This window comes from Paraburkholderia sp. GAS448 (genome assembly GCF_050435685.1).
GTDB lineage: Bacteria > Pseudomonadota > Gammaproteobacteria > Burkholderiales > Burkholderiaceae > Paraburkholderia.
Window position 1 is genome coordinate 162,579 of the sequence record NZ_JBNDKT010000008.1, and the last position, 24,743, is coordinate 187,321.

At 60.8% G+C, this 24,743-nt stretch carries 22 protein-coding genes and 1 pseudogene; 13 read left to right on the forward strand and 10 right to left on the reverse strand.

Annotated features, from left to right (window positions below; all coding sequences use genetic code 11):
* Positions 1–142 precede the first annotated feature (142 nt).
* Both P3T23_RS17400 and P3T23_RS17405 read left to right on the forward strand, forming a co-directional pair.
* Entirely contained in the window at positions 143–1,642 is a 1,500-nt protein-coding gene (locus P3T23_RS17400; protein ID WP_429317397.1) for a P-loop ATPase, Sll1717 family, read from the forward strand.
* A 1,101-nt stretch (positions 1,643–2,743) separates the two neighbouring features.
* The gene (locus tag P3T23_RS17405; RefSeq protein WP_429317398.1) at positions 2,744–4,891 is read left to right on the forward strand and encodes an ATP-binding protein; all 2,148 of its coding nucleotides are present in this window, start codon (positions 2,744–2,746) and stop codon (positions 4,889–4,891) included.
* Here P3T23_RS17405 and P3T23_RS17410 read toward each other — a convergent pair.
* Together P3T23_RS17410 and P3T23_RS17415 are read right to left on the reverse strand one after the other, a co-directional pair.
* The gene (locus tag P3T23_RS17410; protein ID WP_429317399.1) at positions 4,864–5,568 is read right to left on the reverse strand and encodes a response regulator transcription factor; all 705 of its coding nucleotides are present in this window, start codon (positions 5,566–5,568) and stop codon (positions 4,864–4,866) included. The genes P3T23_RS17405 and P3T23_RS17410 overlap by 28 nt on opposite strands.
* A 626-nt stretch (positions 5,569–6,194) precedes the next feature.
* Positions 6,195–6,641: a lipocalin-like domain-containing protein gene (locus tag P3T23_RS17415; protein WP_429317400.1), complete on the reverse strand. Its 447-nt coding sequence runs from the start codon at positions 6,639–6,641 to the stop codon at positions 6,195–6,197.
* A 259-nt stretch (positions 6,642–6,900) separates the two neighbouring features.
* On the opposite strand from P3T23_RS17415, the gene P3T23_RS17420 reads away from it, so the two are divergent.
* The 3 genes from P3T23_RS17420 (at position 6,901) to P3T23_RS17430 (ending at position 9,808) form a co-directional block, all read left to right on the forward strand.
* Positions 6,901–7,626, forward strand: a complete 726-nt coding sequence (locus P3T23_RS17420) for a PadR family transcriptional regulator (RefSeq protein ID WP_429317401.1) — start codon at positions 6,901–6,903, stop codon at positions 7,624–7,626.
* Between the two features lie 33 nt (positions 7,627–7,659).
* Positions 7,660–8,490, forward strand: coding sequence for a siderophore-interacting protein (locus tag P3T23_RS17425; protein WP_429317505.1), 831 nt, complete (start codon positions 7,660–7,662; stop codon positions 8,488–8,490).
* 61 nt (positions 8,491–8,551) lie between these two features.
* The gene (locus P3T23_RS17430) at positions 8,552–9,808 is read left to right on the forward strand and encodes an MFS transporter (protein WP_429317402.1); all 1,257 of its coding nucleotides are present in this window, start codon (positions 8,552–8,554) and stop codon (positions 9,806–9,808) included.
* Between the two features lie 49 nt (positions 9,809–9,857).
* Here P3T23_RS17430 and P3T23_RS17435 read toward each other — a convergent pair whose 3' ends face one another.
* The 6 genes from P3T23_RS17435 to P3T23_RS17460 form a co-directional block, all read right to left on the reverse strand.
* Entirely contained in the window at positions 9,858–11,033 is a 1,176-nt protein-coding gene (locus P3T23_RS17435; protein WP_429317506.1) for an enoyl-CoA hydratase/isomerase family protein, read from the reverse strand.
* An 8-nt stretch (positions 11,034–11,041) separates the two neighbouring features.
* Positions 11,042–11,845 (reverse strand): enoyl-CoA hydratase, encoded by an 804-nt coding sequence (locus P3T23_RS17440; RefSeq protein WP_429317403.1) that lies wholly within the window; start codon positions 11,843–11,845, stop codon positions 11,042–11,044.
* Positions 11,845–12,738, reverse strand: a complete 894-nt coding sequence (gene mmsB, locus P3T23_RS17445; RefSeq protein WP_429317404.1) for a 3-hydroxyisobutyrate dehydrogenase — start codon at positions 12,736–12,738, stop codon at positions 11,845–11,847. Before mmsB ends, P3T23_RS17440 begins: the two co-directional genes overlap by 1 nt.
* A gap of 34 nt (positions 12,739–12,772) precedes the next feature.
* Positions 12,773–14,299: a CoA-acylating methylmalonate-semialdehyde dehydrogenase gene (locus P3T23_RS17450; RefSeq protein ID WP_429317405.1), complete on the reverse strand. Its 1,527-nt coding sequence runs from the start codon at positions 14,297–14,299 to the stop codon at positions 12,773–12,775.
* 117 nt (positions 14,300–14,416) lie between these two features.
* A complete protein-coding gene (locus P3T23_RS17455) occupies positions 14,417–16,108 on the reverse strand; it encodes an AMP-binding protein (protein ID WP_429317406.1) in 1,692 nt (563 codons plus the stop codon).
* Positions 16,109–16,160: 52 nt separating this feature from the next.
* A complete protein-coding gene (locus P3T23_RS17460; RefSeq protein ID WP_429317407.1) occupies positions 16,161–17,294 on the reverse strand; it encodes an acyl-CoA dehydrogenase family protein in 1,134 nt (377 codons plus the stop codon).
* A 249-nt stretch (positions 17,295–17,543) separates the two neighbouring features.
* Here P3T23_RS17460 and P3T23_RS17465 point away from each other — a divergent pair, with 249 nt between their 5' ends.
* The 7 genes and pseudogenes from P3T23_RS17465 to P3T23_RS17495 all read left to right on the forward strand — a co-directional run.
* Positions 17,544–18,581, forward strand: coding sequence for an AraC family transcriptional regulator (locus tag P3T23_RS17465; protein WP_429317507.1), 1,038 nt, complete (start codon positions 17,544–17,546; stop codon positions 18,579–18,581).
* Positions 18,582–18,647: 66 nt separating this feature from the next.
* Positions 18,648–20,174, forward strand: coding sequence for an NfeD family protein (locus P3T23_RS17470; RefSeq protein ID WP_429317408.1), 1,527 nt, complete (start codon positions 18,648–18,650; stop codon positions 20,172–20,174).
* A 29-nt stretch (positions 20,175–20,203) separates the two neighbouring features.
* On the forward strand, positions 20,204–20,977 hold the full coding sequence (locus tag P3T23_RS17475) for a slipin family protein (RefSeq protein ID WP_429317409.1): 774 nt from the start codon (positions 20,204–20,206) through the stop codon (positions 20,975–20,977).
* A gap of 164 nt (positions 20,978–21,141) precedes the next feature.
* Positions 21,142–21,411, forward strand: coding sequence for a DUF4148 domain-containing protein (locus P3T23_RS17480; protein WP_429317410.1), 270 nt, complete (start codon positions 21,142–21,144; stop codon positions 21,409–21,411).
* 244 nt (positions 21,412–21,655) lie between these two features.
* Entirely contained in the window at positions 21,656–22,168 is a 513-nt protein-coding gene (locus tag P3T23_RS17485; RefSeq protein ID WP_429317411.1) for a YaiI/YqxD family protein, read from the forward strand.
* A gap of 178 nt (positions 22,169–22,346) precedes the next feature.
* Complete coding sequence (locus P3T23_RS17490; RefSeq protein ID WP_429317412.1) at positions 22,347–23,648, forward strand: NCS2 family permease; 1,302 nt, start codon at positions 22,347–22,349, stop codon at positions 23,646–23,648.
* Positions 23,649–23,651: 3 nt separating this feature from the next.
* Positions 23,652–23,741, forward strand: a pseudogene (locus tag P3T23_RS17495) (cytochrome b); the annotation flags it as partial.
* Positions 23,742–23,894: 153 nt separating this feature from the next.
* On the opposite strand, the gene P3T23_RS17500 reads toward P3T23_RS17495, so the two are convergent.
* A complete protein-coding gene (locus tag P3T23_RS17500) occupies positions 23,895–24,185 on the reverse strand; it encodes a DUF1488 domain-containing protein (RefSeq protein WP_133666679.1) in 291 nt (96 codons plus the stop codon).
* On the opposite strand from P3T23_RS17500, the gene P3T23_RS17505 reads away from it, so the two are divergent.
* Positions 24,184–24,441, forward strand: a complete 258-nt coding sequence (locus P3T23_RS17505) for a hypothetical protein (protein ID WP_429317413.1) — start codon at positions 24,184–24,186, stop codon at positions 24,439–24,441. The two genes, P3T23_RS17500 and P3T23_RS17505, sit on opposite strands and share 2 nt — an antisense overlap.
* Here the strand turns inward: P3T23_RS17505 and P3T23_RS17510 are convergent.
* Positions 24,438–24,629 (reverse strand): DUF2964 family protein, encoded by a 192-nt coding sequence (locus P3T23_RS17510; protein WP_429317414.1) that lies wholly within the window; start codon positions 24,627–24,629, stop codon positions 24,438–24,440. The genes P3T23_RS17505 and P3T23_RS17510 overlap by 4 nt on opposite strands.
* Positions 24,630–24,743: the final 114 nt, after the last annotated feature.

Here is a 24,743-nt window from a genome sequence, read left to right on the forward strand (position 1 = left end):
TCGGAGCAGTAATCATCCTAATGTCATCCTTGTTGACGCAGCAATCCGATTGGCAATTGTTACCAGCCGCCTTCGGCGGCGGCTGGCTTTCCTATGAATGTGTGTGTGTCGCCGCTGTTTGGAAACAGGAGAGTCGAGCACCATGGGAAATCAATTGGTTGATGTTCAGGTCAAGCTTGGAGACAGGACTCTCTTCGGGAACGACGCTGCGGAAGACGAAGATGCTCATATTCTCAACTCCTATTTTCTAAATCAGCCAAAATTTTCCCGATTTTTAGATCACGATGTTCGATTTATGATTGCGCTTGCCAGAAAGGGTATGGGTAAATCGGCGTTGTTAAATCACTTTGCCTATCAACTTTCCGAACTTCAGGAAAAACCCCTCATTGTTCTGACGCGGCCCTCAAGTTTAACCGGATTACTTCCTCCTCCAGATTCAAAAAACGATGCCATTTTGGAAAATTACTGGAGGCAGGTGATCTGCAAGGCAATTAATTTGGAATTGGCGGGAACGATTGGATTTGCATGGAGCGACGACTCCATGGCGCTCGTGGAAAATGCCGAGCTCGCCGGATTCAAAAATAAAAATTTAATTGGCGCACTTACTTCACGGCTCTTGGGAAAGATCAATTTGTTTGGTGCTATCGAGTTAAGCAAAAATTCTAGCCCTATACAAAACAACCCGCAGGTTCTGAGACGCATCCAAGATGAGTGTGGCAAGGTTCGCGAAGTCTGGTTTCTGCTCGATGACATTGACGCGAACTTCACAAATACTCCGGAACAGCAGGCCTACATTGCGTCGTTTTTCAATGCGAGCCGAAATATTGTCCGTGACATCCGAGGAGTGTCCATCCGCGCGACAGTTCGCACGGACGTCTGGGCGGGTCTTCAGTTAATCGAGTTTTTGGATAAATCTGATCAGTATCTTTGCGAAATAAAATGGTCGATTAAACAGCAGGAAGATCTGCTTGTGCGTAGAGTTTCTGCATATGTAAATCGAACCTTCCCCAATTCTCAAGTCGCTCGAAAATGGACAAATGAAAACAATAAAAGCGATTATCTCGAGCTGGTTTTTGCCAAGAGACTCAAATGGGGAGATTCGGCCGCACCGCCGATTAATGTCCTTCGATCGTTCGCTGCTGGGCGCCCCCGATGGATGGTTCAGCTCTGTCGTCTCGCTGGAGATGAGGCCACAATAAACGGCGTCACGCGAATCGGTTCAAACGAAATAAATTTAGTGATGCCCAGCTTTGGGAGACTTCGACTTTCTGATTTATACAGGGAGCATCAACGTCAGTTTGAAGATCTGAAGAAAGTAGTGGAGTTGTTCAGCAATGGATCGAGCAGGTTTGATACCAACGAACTGCTTGAAAAAATATTCAAGCTGTACATTAAACGCCGGAGCGCCGCGTCGATTCCCGATGTCGATGGGGAACCTTTTAAGGATTCACTCCAAATCGCTCGCTTTTTGTTCAAATGTGGTTTCATAGTCGCGCGAAACCCAAAGGAAGGAAGTTTAGAGGCGCCAGCATTCGTGTCCTTCGAATTGCGCCCGGATTTGCTGTCGGTCGACACAAATCTTGACGACGGCATGAGTTGGGAAATACAAATTCCTTACCGGAAGGCGTTGAACATCCGATAAGGGTGGATGCGCAACTCCGCCCGCGGTAACGCGATCCGATTGATTAGGTGCATGGCGAGCGCCGCGATCACGATGGGGCGTACCTGATAACGTCGTCTGGTGATTTGGCTGCAGTGGGTTGAACCGTCGGTCCGAGGCGCTTCGCGGGTGTTGGTGGCGTTTTCAGGACACCATCTCGGCTGGTTGGCTGCGTGCGGGTCGAATACTCTCTTTTGGAGATGCCTTGGAAAATTTGGCTCCTGCGACTGTCGCCGGGCAATCCCTCAGGTCCACGGGTGCGGAGTGTTGACGACGGTATTCTGAATTTCGCAAAACCGGCTCACGGGATGCGAGAGCGCGGATGCCACCGTCTGTTCGCCCCGAAGAATCTGAGCCAGGCGACGCGTTCGCGCATGAGTGTCGGCGCATACGCACACATGCACCTGCATTTTGCGTTCGAATGTGGCGAACTGCGGCTCGATATCTGCGAGTTGTTCGATGCTACGAACATTTGTTAGTGATGTTCGGAGTTATGTTATCTATGCCTGCGGCGAACACATGACACTATTAATACCTTGCGTGAGCGACGATACTTAATTTAACGAACAACTGCTTCACAACGAGATACGGTGGCTATCATGAAGGTCAATACAACTTTTCAGCATGGCAGCAACAGGGTCTGGAGGGCTGGCACCACCGCCGATACGAACGATCGGGGCTTGCGGACGAGTTTCCGCCCTACATCGGGTATTGCGGAGTTGCGGCAAGGGGGAAGTGGTGAATCGTACGATGAATATCTCGTCGCATGGTTCCCCCTCGAACAAAGCCTGGTATGCAGCTAACAGATGGTGACTAACGCCATCTTTCGAGTAAGAAAGTTGAACCACGTTGATTGGTTTAACAGATGGCAATAGTAAACGCCATTTTCGAGATCGTCTTTGATATAGCAAACGAATATTAACGTCAAACTCTAGACGATTAGTTCAACCATAACTTAATTCGGTAAGCGAAGCGTTAGATATTTGAATCTGACACTTCGCATTTTCTTCAAAAACAATCCATCGTTGCAATTGTGAGTTTTGCGCCCCTAATCGAATCTATAGAATCCTTGGCGAGAACACAATGGAACCTCATGCTCCAGGACCTGACGTTTCGCCAATTTCCTCGAATTTCGGAGTGTCTCCGAAGCGGCTTCTCAAACCATCAACGTGGAAGGTGGGTGTCGGCGCGAGAGAAATCAAGGCAGATTTGAAGGTACAAATTGTCGGGGCCTTGGCGCTCGGAGTTTCCCGATGGGTCGGAACCATTCTCGTCGCCAACTTTGCTTTGGTGACTGCAGCATATTACTTGCGCGCCAACGAAGCGCGTGCTCCGTACCACGGTGCATTTGACTTCACGATGTCGCTTGTTTTATGGTCAGCAGGAATCTGGCTATTTGCTGTCGTCGGCTATTTATTTAAACGAGCGACAAATGAGGCTATCCACAAGGAGGAACATCCATCGCTTGTGCTATTCCAAATGGGATGGTTCGGATACGCGCTGGCACTGTCTTTGTGGTGGACTTTTGGCATGTTTGCTTTGCAAAATCCTCCACCCACGAACCCTCCATCTTTTGTACTCGGGCAACGGACATTCATATGGATGACAGCGCTTGGGCATGTAGCCACCGTGGTTTTGCTGTCGACGGATTGGTGGCTACTGGCGGTGACGCTTTTGGGTGGATTCTTCGTACCGGTCGTCGTTTCGCTGACGCGCTCGCACGATCCATCAGCTACGGTGAGCGTCTTTTGGCTCAGTGGACAGATGAGCACCTACCTTTTAGTCGGCTTGGTTCTGAAGATTGACCAAACGAAACTTTTGGCTCGTCAAATAATAGTTGAGAGAGCGACACGATCGCTGATGAAGAGCAACATTCTGCTTGAAGAGAGGCAGCGCCGGATTTCGGTGCTTTTGAGCCAAGGCGAAACAGATCAAAGGAAGTTACAGAAAAGACAGCACGCACTAAAAGCGGAGCGTATCCGTGCAAATGAACTTTTAAGACAAAATGAAGTGGACCAAAAAAAATTACTCGCCAAGCAACTTATGCTGGAAGAGGAAAGAACGAGGGCGAACGATCTTCTCTATCAAAGAAATCATCTGCTAGCTTCATTCAGCCATGACTTACGCAGTCCCCTGACCGCTCTGGCAACAGGCCTTGACAATCTCACAGATAAGATCGCCCGGGGAATATCAAGATCTGATCTCGAACAGTCGGTGAAGAAAGCGGAAGCACAGGTTAGTGTCATGGCCGACATGGTCAACACTGCGCTGGATCTAGCTAGGGTTGAAGCAGGACAGTATCCGATCAGAAGGCAAGAGATTGATGTGAAATCCTTGCTCGAACATGTGGCGAGCGAAATACATGCTGAAGCGGAAAGAAAAGGAATCAAAGTAGTCGTCTTAAGCCCACCGTACATCGGATTTTCTGATCGGGATGCTTTGCTTCGTATTATTTGTAATCTTGCGGCTAACGCGGTCAAATACACCGAGTGCCAAGATGGTCGTGAGGGGCGCATTCTCATCGCGTGTCAGCGCCGCGGCGAGTATCTCCGGATTAGTGTTTTCGACAATGGAATCGGCATTGCAGTCGATGATCAAAAGGCCATATTTAGAGAATATGTTCAACTAGGTAATCCGGAGAGGGATGGTCGCAAAGGGATTGGGTTGGGCTTGTCAATCGTTGCTGCACTAGCCAAGTTATTGAATCATTTCGTGGATCTTGCATCCGTTCCGGGCAAAGGATCGAGATTTTCTGTAGCCATTCCGCTCAGCGGTCGTATGCCGATTAATCACGAATGTCCTTCGAACCTGAAGCTCATGTCGCCCGATTTGGACGGAATGGTCGTCGCAGTACTGGAAGACAATCGCGACGTTAGGGAGGCAATGACAGAGCGATTGCAGTCTTGGGGATGTGAAGTAGTGGCCTGTGGAAGCAAGGAAAGCCTGATGGCTTCTTTGGTAGGGAGGACGCAATCGGAACTTCCCAACCTTTTACTTGCTGACTATCGGCTAAGAGGTGGCAATACTGGCCTGGAAGCGATACGGAAACTAAAAAAATTATTCCCGAACGTTCCTGCTGTCATACTTTCTGGCGAAGTGAAAAGCACGGTGTTGGCGGAAGTCGCCGATGCAGGATTTATGTTTTTGTCGAAACCAGTCTCTCGTAACGAACTGATTGAGCTTCTCGTGCGTTTTCGCCCAATTCACAATGACGAATTACCGGTTCGCTGAGCCATGAATTCCCGCGCAAGCTGCGTTCGATTATCGACGGAAAATTTTTGAAGGATGCGACTTACGTTTTGTCGCACCGTACCAGGTTGCAATCCGAGCCTCTTTGCGACTACTTTGTCCTCCAGTCCCTCAGCTACAAGCTCCGCTATTTCATACTCGCGCGGCGTCAATCCGTTTGGCGCCTTTGAGCATTTTTCAGAAGGGGAGGACGGGCTAGCTAGCAGTCTGACAAGCTCTATTGGAACGAAGTCTTCGCCGGCAAGCAACCTTTCAAGACCAACAAGCATCCTGGCAATCTTGCCATTTTTCGGAATAATGCCTCTAACGCCGAATTCGCCAACCGCTCGTTGAAGGATTTCAAAGCTGGTCGGCGACAAAAAGTCCGTGCCGCTAAAAATGGCGACTGTCGTATCAACTTTGCTATCTTGTGGCACTGCCCGCGAGACGATGTCTCGAAAGCACTCAAGCGTTGCAATGCCCCTCGTTACACCGAGATCGAGATCTAAAATTACAAGTCTGGGATAGGGCGGATTGCGAAAATAATCACCAATGTCTGAAAGACGAAAAAGCGGCACGACGGTAAAGGGGCCGTATGAACTGGATGCGACTTCGCGCTCGATCTTCTCCGCAACGCACTCACAGACTGACGTCTCATCATCTACAACCAGGATGTCCATTTTTGCCCTCGGAAGTCGTGAAGTGCGCACAACAACTTGCTCGAACGATCCGTTAAAGTCAAACGATAGGTCGGATTCGGAAAGATTGTCAAAATTATGAACCCGCTAGCCACCTCGTAGGCCGCTGTGCTCAGTGAAGACGGCAAACGATATTGCCGACCCGGTTCATAAGTCGGGGCACTGAGGAGCGCCTCGCTGGGTGGCTCACACCATGTGCTGCGTCAGTACCTTTAAAACGCCCCTCCCCCTTTCGATTTTTAACAGTCTTGAACTGCTCGCGACCATGTCGAAACCAGATCAGATTGTGCCCCGATTTCCCGCTACGTTCGGTAAGGTAGGCGAAGGCTGCAGTCGATGTGTCGATGTGTCGATGTGACGTGGAGAATAGATTCGCGATTACTTCCTACGACCGAAACTGCTGATGTCAAGCCGCTCGCAAGAGCAAGCGACGCATCCGGCTGACTCCGGCCACCTACGGACGTCCACCCGTGCTTTCATACTGACATTCGAACGTCGGCTCCGCCCAGCCAGATCCTGCCCGTCACGTCGTCCGCCTTCGCAGACGTTCGCGACTCGCCCATCGCTCGAGTTGCGAATACCAGCTTCATGGTTCGCGAGAGCCTCGTCTAGCCCCGAGAGAACGTGACCTCGTATGTGCAGAGCTTCCCGTCCATAGGGTCGACGGTCTCCGGCGTGGTATAGATGAGTCGGTCGCCTCGAAACGCCAGGAAACGCACCTGCCGCGTGCCGGTCCAAAGCTCATTCCAACTACCGTCGAGAATGTGGATAACGCGATCGGATTCGACTACATACGTTCCGACGTAGGCGAACATCGAATCGAAGAGCGCAATCTTTTCGTCATGGCTGGGTGGGTTTGAAGCGGGCCGCAGTCGCCCGCTCCTTAGCACGAAGACCATCACGCGTCCGTCCGCAGAGTAGTTGATGTAGCCGAACGGATTGGGACCGAGCGCATCGGTGACATCGCCAGTGTCGGCTGCCCGGCGCGTCCAGGTCTCCATGCGCCAGGTCCCGAGGATTCGCGCGCGCAATGAAGCGTCTAGCGATTCAGACATGGCCGTCGTTCCTCCGGGTCCACTGAATGAATAACAACCATAAAGTATGGCTGACCGGGAAGCGAGATTCTTAACTTGATTGAACGCCGCGCCTGACGGCCGCGGCGGCAACCCTTCTCCAATCGGTCCAATATCGCGCTCCCCGCCGCCGCGCGCGCCTGCGAGGTCAGCGCGCGCCTGCTCCTCGTGATTTTCCGGTTGACATGCTATCTTAAGATATATATCTTAAGACATGTTTTAAGACAATCGGAGCCTCACCATGCGTCATCACAATCATCATCAGCACGCTCATTCGCACTGGCACAATCACCGGGCCTTCGCCGAGCGCTTCTCGCTGCATTCCCTCTGGCACGCCATCGGGCGTCATCACCATCGTCGCGGGGGCGGCGCTTCCGGTGGAGGGCCCTTTGGTGGCGGCCCGTTCGGCGGCGGTCCGGGAGGGTTTGGCGGCGAAGGCGACGGGTTTCCGCGCGGCCGCAAATTCACCTCCGACGACCTCCAACTCATGCTGCTCGCCCTGCTCGCCGAGCAGCCGAGCCACGGCTACGAGTTGATCCGGGCGCTCGACGCGCGTTCCAACGGCTTTTACTCGCCCAGCCCCGGCATGGTGTATCCCGCGCTGACGTACCTCGAGGAAGTCGGCCAGGTCACCGTCGAAGTCGAGGGCAACCGCAAGCGGTACGCCTTGTCTGAAGCCGGCCGCGAACATCTCACCGCCAACCGCGAGCGCGTCGACCTGATCTTCGCGAAGCTCACCCATATTGCCCGCAAGATGGATTCGGTGCGCCGCGCCTTTGCCGGCGAAGAGCCGGCCGACGTGAGCGAAGGCGGCTGGGTGCCCGAACTGATCGACGCCCGCCGCGCGCTGAAAAGAGCGCTGCTTCTGCGCACCGATGCGCCCGCCGACGAACAGCGCCGCATCGCCGCGATCCTCGCCCGCGCGACCGCCGAGATCGAAGGCAAGACCAGCACCGCAAGCGTCTGAGCCTCGCGCCGCTACTCTGGAGAAGAACACATGATGCCCAACAGCAACAACAACGCCGGACTGACGGTCACCCGTGTCCGGCATCCGCTGAAATTCCGCCTGGTGCAGGTGTCGCGCGTCGAATCGCTGACGCCGCATCTGGCGCGCATCACCTTCACTGGCGATGATCTGCGCGACTTCACGTCCGCTTCGTTCGACGATCACATGAAGGTCTTTTTCCCCGAACCGGGCGCGGACAAGCCAATCCTGCCCGTCGCCGGCCCAGACGGCCCGGTGTTCGCCGCGGGCCAGCGCCCGGTCGCACGCGATTACACGCCGCGCCGCTTCGATCGCGAGGCGGGCGAACTGGTCATCGACTTCGTCCTGCACGATGTCGGACCGGCATCGACATGGGCTACGCAGGCAAAAGTCGGACAGTATCTCGGGATTGGCGGGCCACGCGGCTCGTTCGTGATTCCGGACGGTTTCGACTGGCATCTGCTGATCGGCGACGAAACCGCGCTGCCAGCCATCAGCCGGCGTCTCGAAGAACTGCCGGCCGGCACGCGGGTCGCGGCGGTCATGGAAGTGCGCGACCCGTCTGCGCGAATCGAGTTCGACACGCAGGCAGATCTGTACGCGGTGTGGTGCTACCGGAACGAAGAGCACGGCACGGCAAACGCCGGAGACGAACTCCTGAAGGCGGTGCGCGAGACCTTCCTGCCCGAAGGCGAAGGTTACGTCTGGGCAGCAGGTGAATCGGCGACGATCCGCGCGGTCCGTCAACACCTGACCACCGAACGCGGCATCGACAAATCACGCATCCGCGCTGCCAGCTACTGGAAACGGGGCGCCGCTGCCGTGCACGAATCGATCGACGATTGACGCCCGCAGCCGCCCCATCACACGACGGCTACGGCCGTCCACTCCTTTCAGGAAACCGCCGATGTACGCCCTGAATCCCTCTCGCGAGCGCCGCCTGTTATGGCTGCTCGCGCTGACGCAGTTCACCATCATCATGGACTTCATGGTGATGATGCCGCTCGGTCCGCAGATCATGCATGCGTTCACGATCACGCCGGCCGCGTTTGCGACTGCCGTATCGGCGTATTCGTGGTGCTCGGGGCTGTCGGGCTTGCTGGCCGCCACCTATATCGACCGTTTCGACCGGCGTCGTCTGCTGCTTGCTGTGTACGCGCTGTTTGCGCTGTCGAATCTGGCTTGCGCGCTCGCGACGAGCTTTCCGCTGCTGCTCGCGGCCCGTGCGTTCGCGGGTTTGACGGGCGGCGTGCTCGGCTCGGTGATTATGGCGATTGTCAGCGACGTGATCCCGCCCGCCCGGCGCGGCGCCGCGACCGGCACGGTCATGACAGCGTTTTCGCTTGCCGCGATCGCCGGCGTGCCGGCTGGCGTTATGCTCGGCGCGCATTTCGGCTGGGCCGCGCCGTTCGTGCTGCTGGTCGCGCTGTCCGTGCTGATCTGGCTCGGCTGCATGGGGATTGTGCCGCCGGTGGCCGGGCACCTGACCCGGCAGCAGCCGCCACTCCGGGAAGTGCTGCCCGAACTCGGCAGGCTGCTCACCTATCCGCGGCATATGAATGCGTTTGCGCTGACGTTCGTGCTGATGACATCGCACATGCTGGTGATTCCGTTCATCTCGCCGATGCTCGTCGCCAATCACGGCATCGCGCCGCAGCAGCTTTCGTGGCTATATATGGCGGGCGGCGCCGCGACGTTTTTTACGTCACGGGCAATCGGGCGGCTCTCGGACCGCTACGGCCGGCGCCGGCTGTTCCGTATTTTCGGCCTGCTGTCGGCCCTGCCGATGCTATTCGTCACGCATCTGCCGATGCTGCCGTTCCTCGCCATCGCGCTGTTTTTCCCGTTCTTCATGGTGGCGATGTCCGGCCGCATGGTGCCGATGCAGGCGTTGCTGACGACCGTGCCGGCCCCGGCTCAGCGCGGCGCGTTTCTCAGCGCCAACAGCGCCGTGCAGGCGCTCGGGACGGGTTGCGGCGCGTGGCTCGGCGGACTGACGCTGTCGATGACGCCTGCCGGGCACATCGCGGGCTATGGCGTGAACGGCTGGATTGCAGTCGTACTGATGCTGTTCGGGCTCCTCTGGATCAGCCGGGTCAGCAGCGCGGAGGAAGCGCGGAGCGCGCCGCCCCTGACGGTCAGCGAGCCGCTGACTGAAGCCTGAGAACCAGCAGGCTCGCCGACGCACGAGCGCGCTGCCGCAGACTGCCTCGTCACGCGGCGGCCCGCTCCTCGCCGAGCGCGGCGAGCGGATGCGCGTCGCACCGCCATGGCGACGACAGGAAATGCCGCACCCGCTCCGGCCGCACTTCGGCGAGCGTCGCCGGCGCCCAGCGTGGCTTGCGATCCTTGTCGACGAGATGCGCGCGCACGCCCTCGCAAAAGTCGCCCTCCTCGATCACACGCGTGACGATACCAAGCTCCATCCGGAAGCATTCGGCAAGCGTCATTTGTCGTCCGCGCAGCAGCGCTTCGCGGGTGACGTGGAGCATCGTCGGCGAATGCGTCGTGAGCGCGTCATAGGTCGATTGCAGCCATTGACGCACTTCGCGCGGCGGCTCGCGGTCGAGATCGTGATACAGCGACGCCACGATCCGGTCGACACCGGAGCGTCGATCGAAGTGCCGCAGGATCAATTGCGTGAACGGCCCGAGCGCCGCATGCGGAATGATGTTGCAAGGCGGCTCGAACACGGCGCGTAAGGCGGGCAACAGCGCGCCGTCAGTCGGCATGCGTTGCAGCCGCTCTTCGAACGTGCCGAGCCATTCCGCCGGCACGCAGAGATCCGCCAGCTGACAGCGCAATGCGTCAGCACCCGACAGCGTGACGCCCGTCAGCCCGACATACAGTTCGACCTCGACCGGCATCGCGCTGAGAAAGCGCGTCGCGCCGACGTCGGGCAGAAAGCCGATGCGCGTCTCCGGCATCGCGATTTTTGTACGCTCGGTGACGATGCGCAGTTGCGCACCCTGTCCGAGCCCCATGCCGCCGCCCATCGAAATGCCGTCGAGCAGCGCAACGACCGGCTTGGGAAACGTGTGCAGCAAGTAGTCGAGCCGGTACTCGTCGATAAAAAACTGCTGCCAGCCGTGCTCGCCCTCTTTTTGGCCGAGCTGGGCCAGACGATGCAGTGCGCGCACGTCGCCGCCAGCACAGAAGCCTTTTTCGCCCGCCCCGCGCAGCACCACAGCGACGATATCGTCATCCGTGCGGCAACGTTCGATCAGCACTGACAGCTCACGCACCATCTCATGCGACAGCGCATTCAGCGCCGATGGCCGGTTCAGCGTCATGATTGCGACGCGGTTGACGACACGATAGAGAACTACCGGTTCGGCCTCGACAGGCTGCACGGTTTCCGGGGCGCGCATTTTTTGCGCGGCGTTCATCGCTGCATTCATCGCTGCCCCTCCTGCTGAATCTGCAAACCCGGCTGCCAGCGCGGCGCCCGCTTTTCGAGGAACGCATTGACGCCCTCCCGCTGGTCGGCACCGTCGAACAGATTGACGAAGCATTCGCGCTCAACCGCAAGCGCCGCCGAACGCGACACGCCATTGCGCGCCTGATGGATCAGCGACTTGCTGAAGGTCACGGCCTGCGGACTCAGCGTCGTGACGCGCGTGGCCATTGCCAGCGCGGCTTCGCGTGCCGCGCCCGTCTCGACCACTTCTTCGACGAGACCGATGCGCAACGCCGTCTGCGCATCGACGCGCTCGCCGGTGAGGATCATCCGCTTCGCCCAGCCCTCGCCGACAAGCCAGGGCAAGGTCTGCGTGCCGCAGCCGCAGGGCAGCAATCCGACTGCGGTTTCCGGCAACGCGAGAAGCGCATGTTGCTCTGCGATGCGGATATCGCACGCCAGCGCGCATTCGAGCCCGCCGCCCATCGCGTAACCGTTGATCGCCGCAATCACGACAAAGCGCGCATTCTGCAGCGCTTCGAACGCGGCGCCGAAGCGGGCGGCCGCCACCCGGGCGACTTCGCGGTTGCCATCGGCGAACGTCTTAAGGTCCGCACCGGCGCTGAAGAATTTCGGACCGTCGCCGGTGATCACGAGCGCGCGCACGCGCGGCTCGCCGTTGAGACGCTCGACCGTCTTCTGCAACTTGAGCAACCCGTCCGGCGTGAACGCATTCGCGGGCGGACGTTTGAGCGTCAGCAGCGCGACCGCGCCATCGTGTTGATAGTCGAGATCGAACATCACGCGTCTCCGTCCGGACGGTATAGCTTGATCACCGCCGAAAAATCCAGCTTGCCCGCGCCCTTGACGCTCATCGTTTGGTACAGCTGCTGGGCGAGTGCGCCGAGAAACACCGGCTGACGCGCGGCTTTCGCCGCATCGGTGGCAAGGCCGAGGTCTTTGAGCATCAGGTCCGTGCCGAAGCCGCCGGTATAGCCGCGCGACGAAGGCGCGGTTTCGATGACACCCGGAAACGGGTTGTACGTATCCGAACTCCAGCAACGTCCGGTCGATGTGTTGATGATTCCTCCGAGCACTTTCGGATCGATGCCGAGCGCCTCGCCCAGCGACATCGCTTCCGCCACGCCCGCCATCGTGATGCCCAGCACGAGGTTGTTGCAGATCTTCGCAACCTGTCCCGTGCCGGTGTCGCCGCAACGGACAATGTTCTTCCCCATCGCCGACAGCACCGGCCTGACCTGCTCGAATGCAGCAACACTGCCGCCGACCATGAACGTCAACGTGCCCGCCGCCGCGCCGCCCGTGCCGCCCGAAACAGGTGCATCGACAAACGGGTTGCCATGCTTTGTTGCCAGCTCCGCGCACGCCTTGACGGTCGCCGGGTCGATCGTGCTCGAATCGATGATCGTCACGCCTTTCGGAATGCCGGCCAGCACGCCGTCTTCGGCGGTGAGCACGCTCTTCACGTGGGCCGCGGCCGGCAGCATCGTGATCACGCATTCGACGTCCGTCACCGCTGCTTTCGCCGAACCCGATGCTCTCGCGCCCGCATCGACCAGCGTCTGCACCGCCTGCGCGTTCAGGTCGAACACGTTGACCGTGTGGCCCGCCTTCAGCAGGTTGAGCGCCATCGGTGCGCCCATGTTGCCGAGTCCGATGAAACCGATTTTCATGATGTCGTCTCCATACATCCGCGGGTGGGAGAGGTTAGCGCAGGCTGATCGTCGTGTTGACGCCGTCGTTCACGGTCGCATCATCGAACCAGCGCGCCGTGACGGTCTTGGTCTGCGTGTAGAACTGCACGACCTGCTTGCCATACGGGCCGAGATCGCCGAGCTTCGATCCGCGCGAACCCGTGAAGCTGAAGAACGGCACCGGCACCGGAATCGGAATGTTGATGCCGACCTGGCCCACGTCGATATCGCTCTGGAACTTGCGCGCCGCCGCGCCGCTTTGCGTGAACAGTCCAACGCCGTTGCCAAACGGATTCGCGTTGACGAGTTCGATCGCGTCGTCGAGCGTCGGTACGGTCAGGACCAGCAGCACCGGGCCGAAGATCTCGGTGCGATAGATTTCCATGTAGGTCGTGACGTCGGTGAAGATCGTCGGGCCGATGAAGTTGCCGTCTTCGTAGCCGCGCACCTTGACGTCGCGGCCGTCGAGCGCGAGCGTCGCGCCTTCCTTCACGCCCGCTCCGATCAGCCCGAGAATGCGCTCTTTCGCGGCACGCGACACAACCGGGCCGATGTCCGTTCCGGGCTCGTTGCCGGCGTTGACCTTCAGCGTCTTCGCCTTCTCGACGAGATCCGGCAGCCATTGCTGCGACGCGCCCACCAGCACGACCACCGAGGTCGCCATGCAGCGCTGTCCCGCCGCGCCAAAACCGGCTCCGGCGAGCGCGTTGAGTGTCTGCTCGCGGTTCGCATCGGGCAACACGACGGCGTGATTTTTCGCGCCCATCATCGACTGCACGCGTTTGCCGTGCTCGCTGCCGAGCCTGTAGACATGCGTGCCGACCGCCGTCGAACCGACAAATGAAATCGCCTTCACAAGCTCATGCGTACACAGTGCATCGACGACTTCCTTGCCGCCATGGACCACGTTCAACACACCCGGCGGCACACCTGCTTCGATCGCCAGCTCGACGAGCTGCATCGTCGACAGAGGATCCTGCTCGGATGGCTTCAGCACGAAGGTGTTGCCGCAGACGATGGCCATCGGGAACATCCACAGCGGAATCATCGCGGGGAAATTGAACGGCGTAATACCTGCGCAGACGCCGATCGGCTGCCGCAGCGTGTACGTATCGACACTGCCCGCCACGTTTTCCGCGAATTCGCCCTGCTGCAGGGTGCCGATCGAGCATGCATGCTCGACCACTTCGAGGCCACGGAAGATATCGCCTTCGGCATCGGGCAGCGTTTTTCCCTGCTCGGCGGAGAGCGTCTTCGCGATGCGCGGCATATGCTCGCGAATCAGCGCCTGGTACTTCAGCATGATCCGCATGCGCGCGCCGATCGGCGTGGTCTTCCACGTTACGAACGCGGCATGCGCGGAACGGATGGCGGCATCAACCTCGTCGACGGTCGCGAACGGTACGCGCGCCAGCACCTCCTGGGTCGCGGGATTGACGATGTCGCGCCATTCGGTGGTTTTCGATTCGACGAACTCGCCGCCAATCAGCAGTTTGACCGTTGACACCTTGTCGGCGATGGTCGAAGGAATTGCGCTCATGCTGGGTCTCCTTTGGCATGGCCGCGGCGCGGCCGGACAGCAATGCAGATGATGGGCGGCAGCACGCCGCCCGTGGGGTCAATGCTTGATTCAGAACATGGGTCCAGCGCGGCATGCTCAGCGCAGATCCGGAAAGTCCTCTTCCCAGTACTCGTCCGGCAGACGCGCAGGTTCGGCCTCGCGCTCCAGTTCGCGCCGACGCAGTTCGACGCGGCGGATCTTGCCGGAGATCGTCTTGGGCAGTTCGCTGAACTGCAGCCTGCGAATGCGCTTGTACGGGGCGAGCTTTTCGCGCGAGAAGCTGAAGACAGCGCGCGCCAGGTCCGGTCCTGCTTCAAAGCCGTGGCGCACGGTGACGAACGCTTTCGGCACCGCCAGACGCAATGCGTCCGCGCTGGGCACGACAGCCGCCTCGGCAATCGCTTCGTGTTCGATGAGCACGCTTTCGAGTTCGAACGGGCTCAGCCGGTAGTCGGACGACTTGAACACGTCGTCGGCGCGGCCGACGTAGACGTAGTAGCCGTCGTCACGCCGCATCGCAACGTCCGACGTGTGATAGAAACCGTTGCGCATGGCCTCTGCGGTGGCCTTCTCGTTGTTCGCGTAGCCGGTCATCAGGCCGAGCGGACGCTGCGCGAGCGGCAGCGCAATTTCGCCTTCGCTGACGGGTTGATCGTCGGCATCGACGAGTTCGATCCGGTAGCCCGGCAGCGGCCGGCCCATCGACCCCGGCACGACAATCTGGCCCGGTGAGTTGCCGATCTGGCAGGTGGTTTCGGTCTGCCCGAAGCCATCGCGGATCGTCACGCCCCACGCATGACGTACGCGTTCGATGATCTCTGGATTGAGCGGCTCGCCCGCGCCGACGATCTCGCGCAGTTTCACCGCATACGACGCCAGCGGTTCCTGCACGAGCATGCGCCAGACGGTGGGCGGCGCGCATAGCGTCGTGACATTGAAGCGCACGAGCACGTCGAGCGTTTCCTTCGGCACGAAGCGCGGGAAGTTGAAGATGAAGACGCACGCCTGTGCATTCCACGGTGCGAAGAAGCAGCTCCACGCATGCTTCGCCCAGCCGGGCGAGCTGATGTTCCAGTGGACGTCTCCCGGCTGCAGGCCGATCCAGTACATCGTCGACAGATGGCCCACCGGATAGCTTTGATGGGTATGCTCGACGAGCTTCGGCTTCGATGTCGTGCCCGACGTGAAATACAGCAGCATGGGATCGGTTGCTCGCGTGGGGCCGTCGGGCGTGAACGACGACGACGCGTCGTAAGCCCGGGACAGGTCCGTCCAGCCTTCGCGTGGCGTGCCGACCGAGATGCGCTTCACACCCGCATCGATCGCATCGAACTTCGCCAGTTCACCACTGTCGACCACCACGAACTGCGCGCCGCCGATCTCCACCCGGTCACGCACGTCGTCGGGAGAAAGCTGCGTCGTGGCAGGCAGCACGATCGCGCCCAGCTTCATCGCCGCGAGCATCACGTCCCACATTTCGACGCGATTCGGCAGCATCAGCAGCAGCCGGTCTCCGCGTCCGACGCCGATGCCGCGCAGGAAGTTGGCCATGCGCGCCGAGCGCTCCGACATCTGCGCGTACGAATACTGCGTGCCCCGGCCGGAAAGGTCATCGACGATCCACAGCGCCGGCTTGTCGTTATCGCGGGCGATCGCATCGAAGTAGTCGAGCGCCCAGTTGAACTCGCCGAGCACCGGCCATGCGAACTCGCGATAGGCGCGGTCGTAGTCCGTTCGATGGCGCAACAACAGATCGCGCGCATCGAGAAAGCCCTTCGCTGCAGTCATCGTCGTCTCCTGATCGGCGCGGATGCGCTCTATGTGGCGGATTATTCTGCGCTCAAACGTGCCGCGCAATCACCATTCGTTGTACTTCGCTGGTTCCTTCGTAAATCTGCGTAATGCGGGCATCGCGATAGTGACGCTCGACGGCGTAGTCCTGCAGGTAGCCGTAGCCGCCGTGGATCTGGATCGCCTTCGAGCAGACTTCTTCCGCCAGTTCGGATGCGTACAGCTTCGCCTGCGAAGCCTCAGACAGGCAGGGTTTGCCCTCACTGCGCAGACGTGCGGCGTGGTGAACCAGGAGACGCGCGGCGTTCAGCCGGGTCGCCATGTCGGCGAGCATGTTGGCGATGGTTTGATGCTCCTTCAGCGACTTGCCGAACTGGATGCGCTCGTTCGCATAGGCCCGCGCCGCATCGAATGCCGCCCGTGCAATACCGACCGCCTGCGCCGCAATGCCAATGCGCCCGCCTTCGAGGTTCGACAGCGCGATGCGAAGGCCCTCGCCCGGCTCGCCGAGCAGGTTTGCTTCGGGCACCGCGCATTCGTCGAGCGAGATCGGGCACGTATCCGACGCGCGGATGCCCAGCTTGTGCTCCGGCCTGCCGACGTTGAACCCGGGCGTATCGGTCGGCACGATGAAGGCGGACAGGCCTCGCTTGCCGCGATCCGGGTCGGTGACGGCAAACACGATGGCGACGCTCGCGCGCGCCCCGTTCGTCACGAACTGCTTGCTGCCGTTGATGACCCACTGCCCATCGCACAGGACGGCGCGTGTGCGCAGGTTGCTCGCCTCCGAACCGGCCTGCGGCTCGGTCAGGCAGAACGCGCCAATGCGGCGCCCCGTCGCGAGATCGTGCAGATAGCGGTCTTTCTGGGCGTCAGTGCCAAAGTTCAGGATCGGGCCGCAGCCGACCGAGTTGTGCACGCTCATCAAGGTGGCGCTCGAGGCACAGCCCGCGGCGATTTCCTCAAGTGCGAGCGCATAGGACACATAGTCGGTGTACGAGCCGCCCCAGTCCGGCGGCACCATCATGCCGAGAAAGCCCAGATCGCCCATCTGCTTCACGACCTCATCCGGCAGCCGACCGTCGCGGTCCCACTCGCCGGCATGGGGAGCGAGGCAATCGACGGCGAACTCGCGCGCTGCATCGCGAATCATCCGTTGTTCGTCGGTGTAGAAGTCGTTCATCGCGTCCGCCTTGCCTGTTGCGTCTTCATGGGATGCCGGAGGACGGCCGATGGCGCGCCGCGTGTGGCCTCGTCTACACTATGTCGCCTTCCGTCACGCCGTAAGCGCGCTGGGAGGGCTCGATAGTTGAGATCCATCCGGTTGGGAAAAGTGTAGGCAGTCCGGCATGCGGGTTCGATGCTCAGCCCGATCAATCTGGGTGAGCGCATTTGCCATACCGGCTGGCCACGCGTCGGCTTCAGCAAACACATGAAAAGCGAAAAAGGCACCATCTCCGTCAGCCTCGTCGAAGAAACGCTGGCGCTCGCGCGGGCGCAAGGAATCGACGTGCGGCCGCTCCTCGAAGCGGCCGGCATTGCGCCGCAGATGCTCGCGTCGCCGAAAAGCCGGGTGACGTCGATGCAATACGGCGCGCTATGGGCGAACATCGCCCGCGCGCTCGACGATGAGTTCTTTGGCCAGGACTCGCACCCGATGCGCAGCGGCAGTTTCATCGCGATGACACAGGCTGCGCTCACGGCACGCACAGGCGCGCATGCGCTTCTCCGCGTGGTCGGCTTCATGCGGCTCGTGCTGGACGATCTCGGTATGCGGGTGGTGCCGGACAAGACCCACGTACGGCTCGAATTCACGCATCGCGAAGGCACAGCCACACCGACCATGTTCGCCTACGCGACGTATTTCATCCTGATCTACGGGTTGATGTGCTGGCTCGTCGGGCGCCGCATTCCGTTGCTCAAGGTGCGGTTTCGCTGTGCAGAGCCACCTGCTGCGCACGAATACCGGCTGATGTTCTGCGACGACATGGCGTTCGAGCAGGACGCGTCGTATGTCGACCTGTCGCCGGCCTTTCTGGATCTGCCGGTGATACAGACGACGAAGTCAGTCAGGCCGTTTCTGCGCGATGCGCCGGGCAGCTTTGTCGTGAAGTACCGCAATCCGGGTTCGTTCGCGGCGCGGGTGCGCAAGCTGCTGCGCGCGCTGCCGATCACTGCGTGGCCCGGCGCCGACGACATGGCGCTACGCCTGCACGTCGCCGAAGCGACGATGCGGCGCCGGCTGAAGCAGGAAGGCTACACGTATCAGTCGATCAAGGACGACCTGCGACGCGACATCGCGATCGGCGAACTGCAGGACACCGAGCGCACGGTCGCCGACATCGCGGCCGCGGTCGGCTTCGCGGAACCGAGCGCGTTTCACCGCGCGTTCCGCAAATGGACGGGCATGCGTCCGTCCGATTACCGGATGGCCGAGGCCGATCTCACGCAACGCGCGGAAGCGGACTAAGCTATAAATATCAGGCCAGTCCTTCAAAGGCTGGCGCCAACCGACAAGGTGCGCCAGTCGTCCGCGATGAGAACGTACCGGTTTCTCCCGTTCCGGCAGTCTGGTCCGCGCAGGCTACCCACCTGCGGCGGCGTTGCGGCCCGGTTCTTCCGGCTCCTGCGCGGCGCCCGCGCGCTCGGACTTCTGCTTGCGCTCACCAGCGCCCCCTTCCTGTTGCAATCGTCGCTCCATGCGGCGGCCGCTCGAGCGGTTGTAGTGGTTATCCCGGTGAACGGCGCCATCGACCCGGCGAGTGCCGACTTCATCGTCCGCGGGCTGACGCGCGCGGCACAAAGCCAGGCGCAACTCGCGGTCATCGAACTCGACACACCCGGCGGGCTAGATACGTCGATGCGGCAGATCATCAAGGCGATCCTGTCGTCGCCGGTGCCGGTTGCGTCGTTCATCGCGCCGGGTGGCGCGCGGGCAGCAAGCGCCGGCACCTATATCGTTTATGCCAGCCACATTGCCGCAATGGCGCCCGGCACCAACCTTGGCGCCGCGACACCCATTCAGGTCGGCATGGGCGGCGCTGCACCGCAACAACCGGAATCGCCGCTGTCGCCACCTTCGCCCCCTGGCGGCAAGCCTGGCGAGGCAGGCAAGGCGGCATCGGGCGCCGACGCGGCGTCTGCATCGCCTGCACTCGATGCGCAGTCAACCGAAATCCGCAAGCAGGTTCATGACGCCGCCGCTTACATCCGCGGACTCGCGCAACTGCACGGCCGCAATCAGGACTGGGCGGAAAAGGCGGTCCGTGAAGCCGTCAGCCTGTCCGCCTCTGAAGCGCTCAACCAGCACGTGGTCGACCTGATCGCGCGCGACGTCCCTGACCTTTTGCGCCAGGTGGACGGCCGCACGATCAACACCGCCACCGGAGACCAGCGGCTCGCGACGGCCGGCGCTTCCATCGTCACACTCGAACCGGACTGGCGCACCCATTTCCTCGCCGTCATCACCGACCCGAACGTCGCCCTGATCCTGATGATGATCGGCATGTACGGACTCTTCTTCGAGTTCGCCAATCCGGGCTTTGTGTTGCCGGGCGTGGCGGGTGCGATCAGCCTGCTCGTTGGGCTCTTCGCGCTGCAACTGCTGCCGATCAACTTCGTCGGTCTCGGACTGGTGTTTCTCGGCATCGCGTTTCTGATCGCCGAGGCCTTCCTGCCGACCTTCGGCACGCTCGGCTTCGGCGGCATCGTGGCGTTTGCGATAGGCGGGCTGATGCTGATCGATACCGATGTGCCCGGCTATGGCATCCCGTTTCCGCTCATCGCCGCGCTCACCCTGTTCAGCGCGCTCTTTATCTTCACGGTCTCGGGCGTCGCGCTGCGCGCGCGCCGGCGGCCGGTCGTGACCGGTTCGGAAGCCATGATCGGCAGCATCGGTGTCGTGCTCGACGACGGGCTGCTGCAGGACGGCGACGCGGGAATCGGTTGGGCCCGTGTGCGAGGAGAGCGCTGGCGCGTGACGAGCGCCGGGCCGCTCGCCGCGGGCCGCGAGGTACGCGTCACCGGACGGCGCGGCCTCATGCTGACCGTCGTTCCCGTCTGAGCAAACCAATCACAGCAGGGAGAACCCTCATGATCGGATTCACCTTCGGCTTCAGCAGCATCCTGCTTCTGCTCGTCATCTTCCTCATCGCTTCGTCGGTGCGCATCTTCCGCGAATACGAACGCGGCGTCGTCTTCATGCTGGGGCGTTTCTGGAAGGTCAAGGGGCCCGGCCTTGTGCTGATCATCCCGATCGTGCAGCAGGTCGTGCGGATGGATCTGCGCACCGTCGTCTTCGACGTGCCGCCGCAGGACGTCATTACGCGCGATAACGTGTCCGTGAAGGTGAACGCCGTGATCTATTTTCGCGTCGTCGATCCGGAACGCGCGGTGATTCAGGTCGCACGTTACTTCGAGGCGACCAGCCAGCTGTCGCAGACCACACTTCGCTCCGTGCTCGGCAAGCACGAACTCGACGACCTGCTCGCCGAACGCGAGAAACTCAACGCGGACATCCAGAAAGTGCTCGACGCGCAGACCGATGCATGGGGAATCAAGGTGTCGAATGTCGAGATCAAGCATGTCGACATCAATGAAACGATGATCAGGGCGATCGCGCGGCAGGCGGAAGCCGAGCGCGAACGGCGCGCGAAGGTGATTCACGCGGAAGGCGAACTGCAGGCATCGGCACACCTGCTCCAGGCCGCGCAGATGCTCGCCCGGCAGCCACAGGCCATGCAGTTGCGCTATCTGCAGACGCTCACCACCATCGCGGCCGACAAGAATTCGACGATCGTTTTCCCGCTGCCGATCGACCTGCTCAGCGCCGTGCTCGACCGGATCGGGAAGCCGTCGAACGCATGACGTCCTGTATGTCCTCCTGTTGGACGGCGACCGCAGACGACGGCGATGAACCCGCTCATCTGTATCTGGCGGCGCAACTCAGAATTGTTACTTTCAACCTTACTTATTGCCTGATCGAGACCTAGAATGTAGGTGTTACCACCGATAGATTTTCCCCTGCCGCCATGAACCTCCTATCACGCCTCGCTGCGGGCGCACTGCTCGGTGCGCTGCTTGCGCCGTCAGTCTTTGCCCAGCCAACGCAGTCCTACGATCCTTCCGCGCCGAAAACACGCGCTGAAGTCCGCGCCGATCTCGCCGCGTGGCGTGCGGCAGGCTACGATCCGACCGACTGGATCAACTATCCGTGCAACGCGCAACGTGCAGGGCGTATCGTTGCTGCGCAGCGGGCGCAGTCGATGGGTGTCGGCGCAGGTTCGGGCACGACCCAGTAGTCGTTCGATTTCACAGTATTGGTTTCGCCGCATGGTGCGCAACGGGTAAGCTTGTGCGGCGCGATCAGCATGAAGCCGACGCCCCCACGTTTTACGCGCCGCTGTATACGATCGAGCCGCGCCAGGCTCATGCGTCATTCGCGCTGCACTCATCGCAGCACGCGCGAGCGCCGCTCCTTCTGCCGGGCCGCGCTATCCTCCAGCGGGTTATCATCACGCCCCTTCGACACCTGAAGCCGACTCGATGCAAATCTGGGTAGACGCGGACGCCTGTCCCGTCGTGATCAAGGACATGCTGTTTCGCGCCGCACGTCGAGTCGGTATCGCGGTCACGCTGGTGGCGAACCAGTTCCTGCGGGTGCCGCCGTCGCCGTTGATCCGCGCGATCCAGGTGCCGGCCGGCTTCGACGCCGCCGACGACCTGATCGCCGAACGCGTCGCGGCAGGCGACCTCGTGATTACCGCCGATATCCCGCTTGCCGCCGCCGTGCTCGCGAAAAACGCCCACGCGCTCGATCCGCGCGGCAACTGGTACACCCGCGACACCATCGAAGAGCGCCTGCGCATGCGCTCGATGCTCGACCAGTTGCGCAGCAGCGGCGTCGATACCGGCGGCCCGCCGGCTTTCAGCGCACGCGACAGCCGAACCTTTGCCGCCGAACTCGACCGCTGGCTGGCCCGCCACGTCAAACGCCCCGCTGCGCAGCAGGGCAACGCGCCTGCCGTCCCCGGCCCGCACCACCCGCACGACGGCTGATGCACGTCAACCGCGTGTTGCAGTGGCTCCACGCGGCGCACGCCGATGCGGCACCTGACGGACATTCGTGTTTACAATCCGCCCGTAGCCCTGCGGCAAGGGCCGACTGCATTGCACCGGCCCCGTTCCGGCCGACCCTCACAAGAAGACAACTCAGCAATAACGAGAGGCGCGACTCATGGACTCCATCAAACGCTACTTCGGCTTCGACGAAGCGGGCACCAATCTGCGTACGGAGGTGCTCGCCGGCGTGACGACCTTTCTCACGATGGCCTACATCATCTTCGTGAATCCAGCGATTCTCGGCGATGCGGGGATGCCTAAAGATGCCGTATTCGTCGCGACCTGCCTCGTCGCCGCGCTCGGCACGCTGATCATGGGGCTGTACGCAAACTACCCGATCGCCTGCGCGCCAGGCATGGGCCTGAACGCCTATTTCGCGTACACCGTTGTCAAGGGGATGGGATTCACGTGGCAGGCGGCGCTCGGCGCGGTCTTCATCTCGGGCTGCCTGTTCATGATCGTCACGCTGTTTCGCGTACGCGAAGTAATCGTCAACGGCATCCCGCATTCGATCCGCATCGCGATCACGGCCGGCATCGGGCTTTTCCTCGCGATCATTTCGCTCAAGGCCGCCGGCGTCGTGGTCGGCAATCCGGCGACGCTCGTCACCATCGGCAATCTGCACGACCCGCACGCGATCCTCGCGATCATCGGCTTCTTCGCAATCGTCACGCTCGATTTTCTGCGCGTGCGCGGCGCGATCCTGATCGGCATCGTCGGCGTGACGATCCTCAGCTTCTTCTTTGGGGGCAACCAGTTCAACGGCGTGGTGTCGGCGCCCCCGTCGATCGTGCCCACGCTGTTTCAACTCGATATCCGCGCTGCGCTGTCGACCGGCGTGCTCAATGTCGTGCTCGTGTTCTTCCTCGTCGAACTGTTCGATGCGACCGGCACGCTGATGGGGGTCGCCAATCGCGCCGGCCTGCTGGTCGAGGGCAAGATGCATCGTCTGAACAAGGCGCTGCTCGCGGATAGCACCGCGATTCTGGCGGGTTCGATGCTGGGAACGTCGTCGACGACGGCCTATATCGAAAGCGCATCGGGCGTGCAGGCTGGCGGTCGTACAGGCGTGACGGCGATCACCGTCGCCGTGCTGTTTCTGGCATCGCTGTTCTTCGCGCCGCTCGCCGGGGTCGTGCCGGGTTACGCGACGGCGCCCGCGCTGCTGTACGTGTCGTGCCTGATGCTGCGCGAGATGGCGGATCTGCCGTGGGACGACGCCACCGAGGTCGTGCCGGCCGCGCTCACCGCGCTTTTGATGCCGTTCACGTATTCGATCGCGAACGGTGTGGCGTTCGGGTTCATTTCATACGCCGGGCTCAAGCTGCTGACCGGGCACGCGCGAAAGGTGAAGCTGGTGGTCTGGATCATCGCCGCCGTGTTCCTGTTCCGCTACTTTTATCTCGGCGCCGAGTAAGTCTTGTTCTACTTCGTAATCGGGCTGCACGCCCTCCGCGCGCTCACGCATCACTTTGTGTTCAGGGATCGCACGCTGCGGCGCATGCTTTGAGCGGCAGGGTCCGGGTCAAACCGGGCGTGCCGACGGGACGACGCCTGCAAAGATGCAACCGTCAGGATGGGAAAATCGCGGGTGCGCGTTTCGCGCGGAGGTCTACGCGCCGCCCGGTGCACGCGGCGGCGGTCTCATGATGCCCGGCTCGAGTCAGTTGCGCCAGTTCGCCTCGTAGAAGCGGACATAACCGCTGCGCAGCACCAGACACTGCGCGCGCGTTTCCGACAGCAACCGGCGTGTCGCGGCTTCGATTCGTTCGCGATGCGTATCGAAAGCGCCGATCATGTCTTCCTGACGTGGCGACGCCGCGCCAAAATGGTCTTCGAGTGCTTCTGCGGTGATCATGCATTCCACCCTTTCACCATCGACCATCGCCGGGAACGCCAGGGTCAGTTCTCGCCCCGAATACTCAGGGGTTTCGTTCAGGAAAATGATCTGCATGGGAATCGCCTTCAGGGTGATGAATGGTCCAGAGGGTCGCGCAGGCCTGCTTTTAACGCCTCCTCGATTCTCTGCATGCGCGGGCGACAGCCGCACGATTTGCAACAATCCGCGCTCGACGGCTGATTTCATCACTTTAGACGACTTCCGGCAGGCCGCAAGTTTTCCCTTCGAAGTACACCGTCGTGGTGCACAACGAAGCGGCAATCCTGCGCGCCGGCACATCAATCCCGCTGCCGGCGACGGGCGCGGCTAGGAGCTCTTCTTGCGCAACGGGTTGAGCATCACGACCATTGCGGCGATACCGAGACCAATCGCCACGACGCCCGACCACATCACCTGGTCATCGTCGTACAACAAGCCGTGGATCGACACCGCTATGCCGGCCAGCGCGACAAACGTCGCGATCGCGGCCAGTACTATCCTTGCTTCAAGTCGCACCATGACGTTCTCCCGAACGGGCGCTGATCGAGGCTGGCACCGCCTGCATGGGCCGCGGCGCGAGCGCGTCCCTGCCATGTTCCTCGTTTTGACTCTCTGATCCTCTTTAATCATTGC

Excerpts from the sequence above, each read along its gene's own strand:
- P3T23_RS17400 (WP_429317397.1), top strand. The coding sequence starts at position 143 with ATGGGAAATCAATTGGTTGATGTTCAGGTCAAGCTTGGAGACAGGACT.
- P3T23_RS17405 (WP_429317398.1), top strand. The coding sequence starts at position 2,744 with ATGGAACCTCATGCTCCAGGACCTGACGTTTCGCCAATTTCCTCGAAT.
- P3T23_RS17410 (WP_429317399.1), bottom strand. The coding sequence starts at position 5,568 with ATGGACATCCTGGTTGTAGATGATGAGACGTCAGTCTGTGAGTGCGTT.
- P3T23_RS17415 (WP_429317400.1), bottom strand. The coding sequence starts at position 6,641 with ATGTCTGAATCGCTAGACGCTTCATTGCGCGCGCGAATCCTCGGGACC.
- P3T23_RS17420 (WP_429317401.1), top strand. The coding sequence starts at position 6,901 with ATGCGTCATCACAATCATCATCAGCACGCTCATTCGCACTGGCACAAT.
- P3T23_RS17425 (WP_429317505.1), top strand. The coding sequence starts at position 7,660 with ATGCCCAACAGCAACAACAACGCCGGACTGACGGTCACCCGTGTCCGG.
- P3T23_RS17430 (WP_429317402.1), top strand. The coding sequence starts at position 8,552 with ATGTACGCCCTGAATCCCTCTCGCGAGCGCCGCCTGTTATGGCTGCTC.
- P3T23_RS17435 (WP_429317506.1), bottom strand. The coding sequence starts at position 11,033 with ATGAACGCCGCGCAAAAAATGCGCGCCCCGGAAACCGTGCAGCCTGTC.
- P3T23_RS17440 (WP_429317403.1), bottom strand. The coding sequence starts at position 11,845 with ATGTTCGATCTCGACTATCAACACGATGGCGCGGTCGCGCTGCTGACG.
- mmsB (WP_429317404.1), bottom strand. The coding sequence starts at position 12,738 with ATGAAAATCGGTTTCATCGGACTCGGCAACATGGGCGCACCGATGGCG.
- P3T23_RS17450 (WP_429317405.1), bottom strand. The coding sequence starts at position 14,299 with ATGAGCGCAATTCCTTCGACCATCGCCGACAAGGTGTCAACGGTCAAA.
- P3T23_RS17455 (WP_429317406.1), bottom strand. The coding sequence starts at position 16,108 with ATGACTGCAGCGAAGGGCTTTCTCGATGCGCGCGATCTGTTGTTGCGC.
- P3T23_RS17460 (WP_429317407.1), bottom strand. The coding sequence starts at position 17,294 with ATGAACGACTTCTACACCGACGAACAACGGATGATTCGCGATGCAGCG.
- P3T23_RS17465 (WP_429317507.1), top strand. The coding sequence starts at position 17,544 with ATGAAAAGCGAAAAAGGCACCATCTCCGTCAGCCTCGTCGAAGAAACG.
- P3T23_RS17470 (WP_429317408.1), top strand. The coding sequence starts at position 18,648 with ATGAGAACGTACCGGTTTCTCCCGTTCCGGCAGTCTGGTCCGCGCAGG.
- P3T23_RS17475 (WP_429317409.1), top strand. The coding sequence starts at position 20,204 with ATGATCGGATTCACCTTCGGCTTCAGCAGCATCCTGCTTCTGCTCGTC.
- P3T23_RS17480 (WP_429317410.1), top strand. The coding sequence starts at position 21,142 with ATGAACCTCCTATCACGCCTCGCTGCGGGCGCACTGCTCGGTGCGCTG.
- P3T23_RS17485 (WP_429317411.1), top strand. The coding sequence starts at position 21,656 with ATGCAAATCTGGGTAGACGCGGACGCCTGTCCCGTCGTGATCAAGGAC.
- P3T23_RS17490 (WP_429317412.1), top strand. The coding sequence starts at position 22,347 with ATGGACTCCATCAAACGCTACTTCGGCTTCGACGAAGCGGGCACCAAT.
- P3T23_RS17505 (WP_429317413.1), top strand. The coding sequence starts at position 24,184 with ATGGGAATCGCCTTCAGGGTGATGAATGGTCCAGAGGGTCGCGCAGGC.
- P3T23_RS17500 (WP_133666679.1), bottom strand. The coding sequence starts at position 24,185 with ATGCAGATCATTTTCCTGAACGAAACCCCTGAGTATTCGGGGCGAGAA.
- P3T23_RS17510 (WP_429317414.1), bottom strand. The coding sequence starts at position 24,629 with ATGGTGCGACTTGAAGCAAGGATAGTACTGGCCGCGATCGCGACGTTT.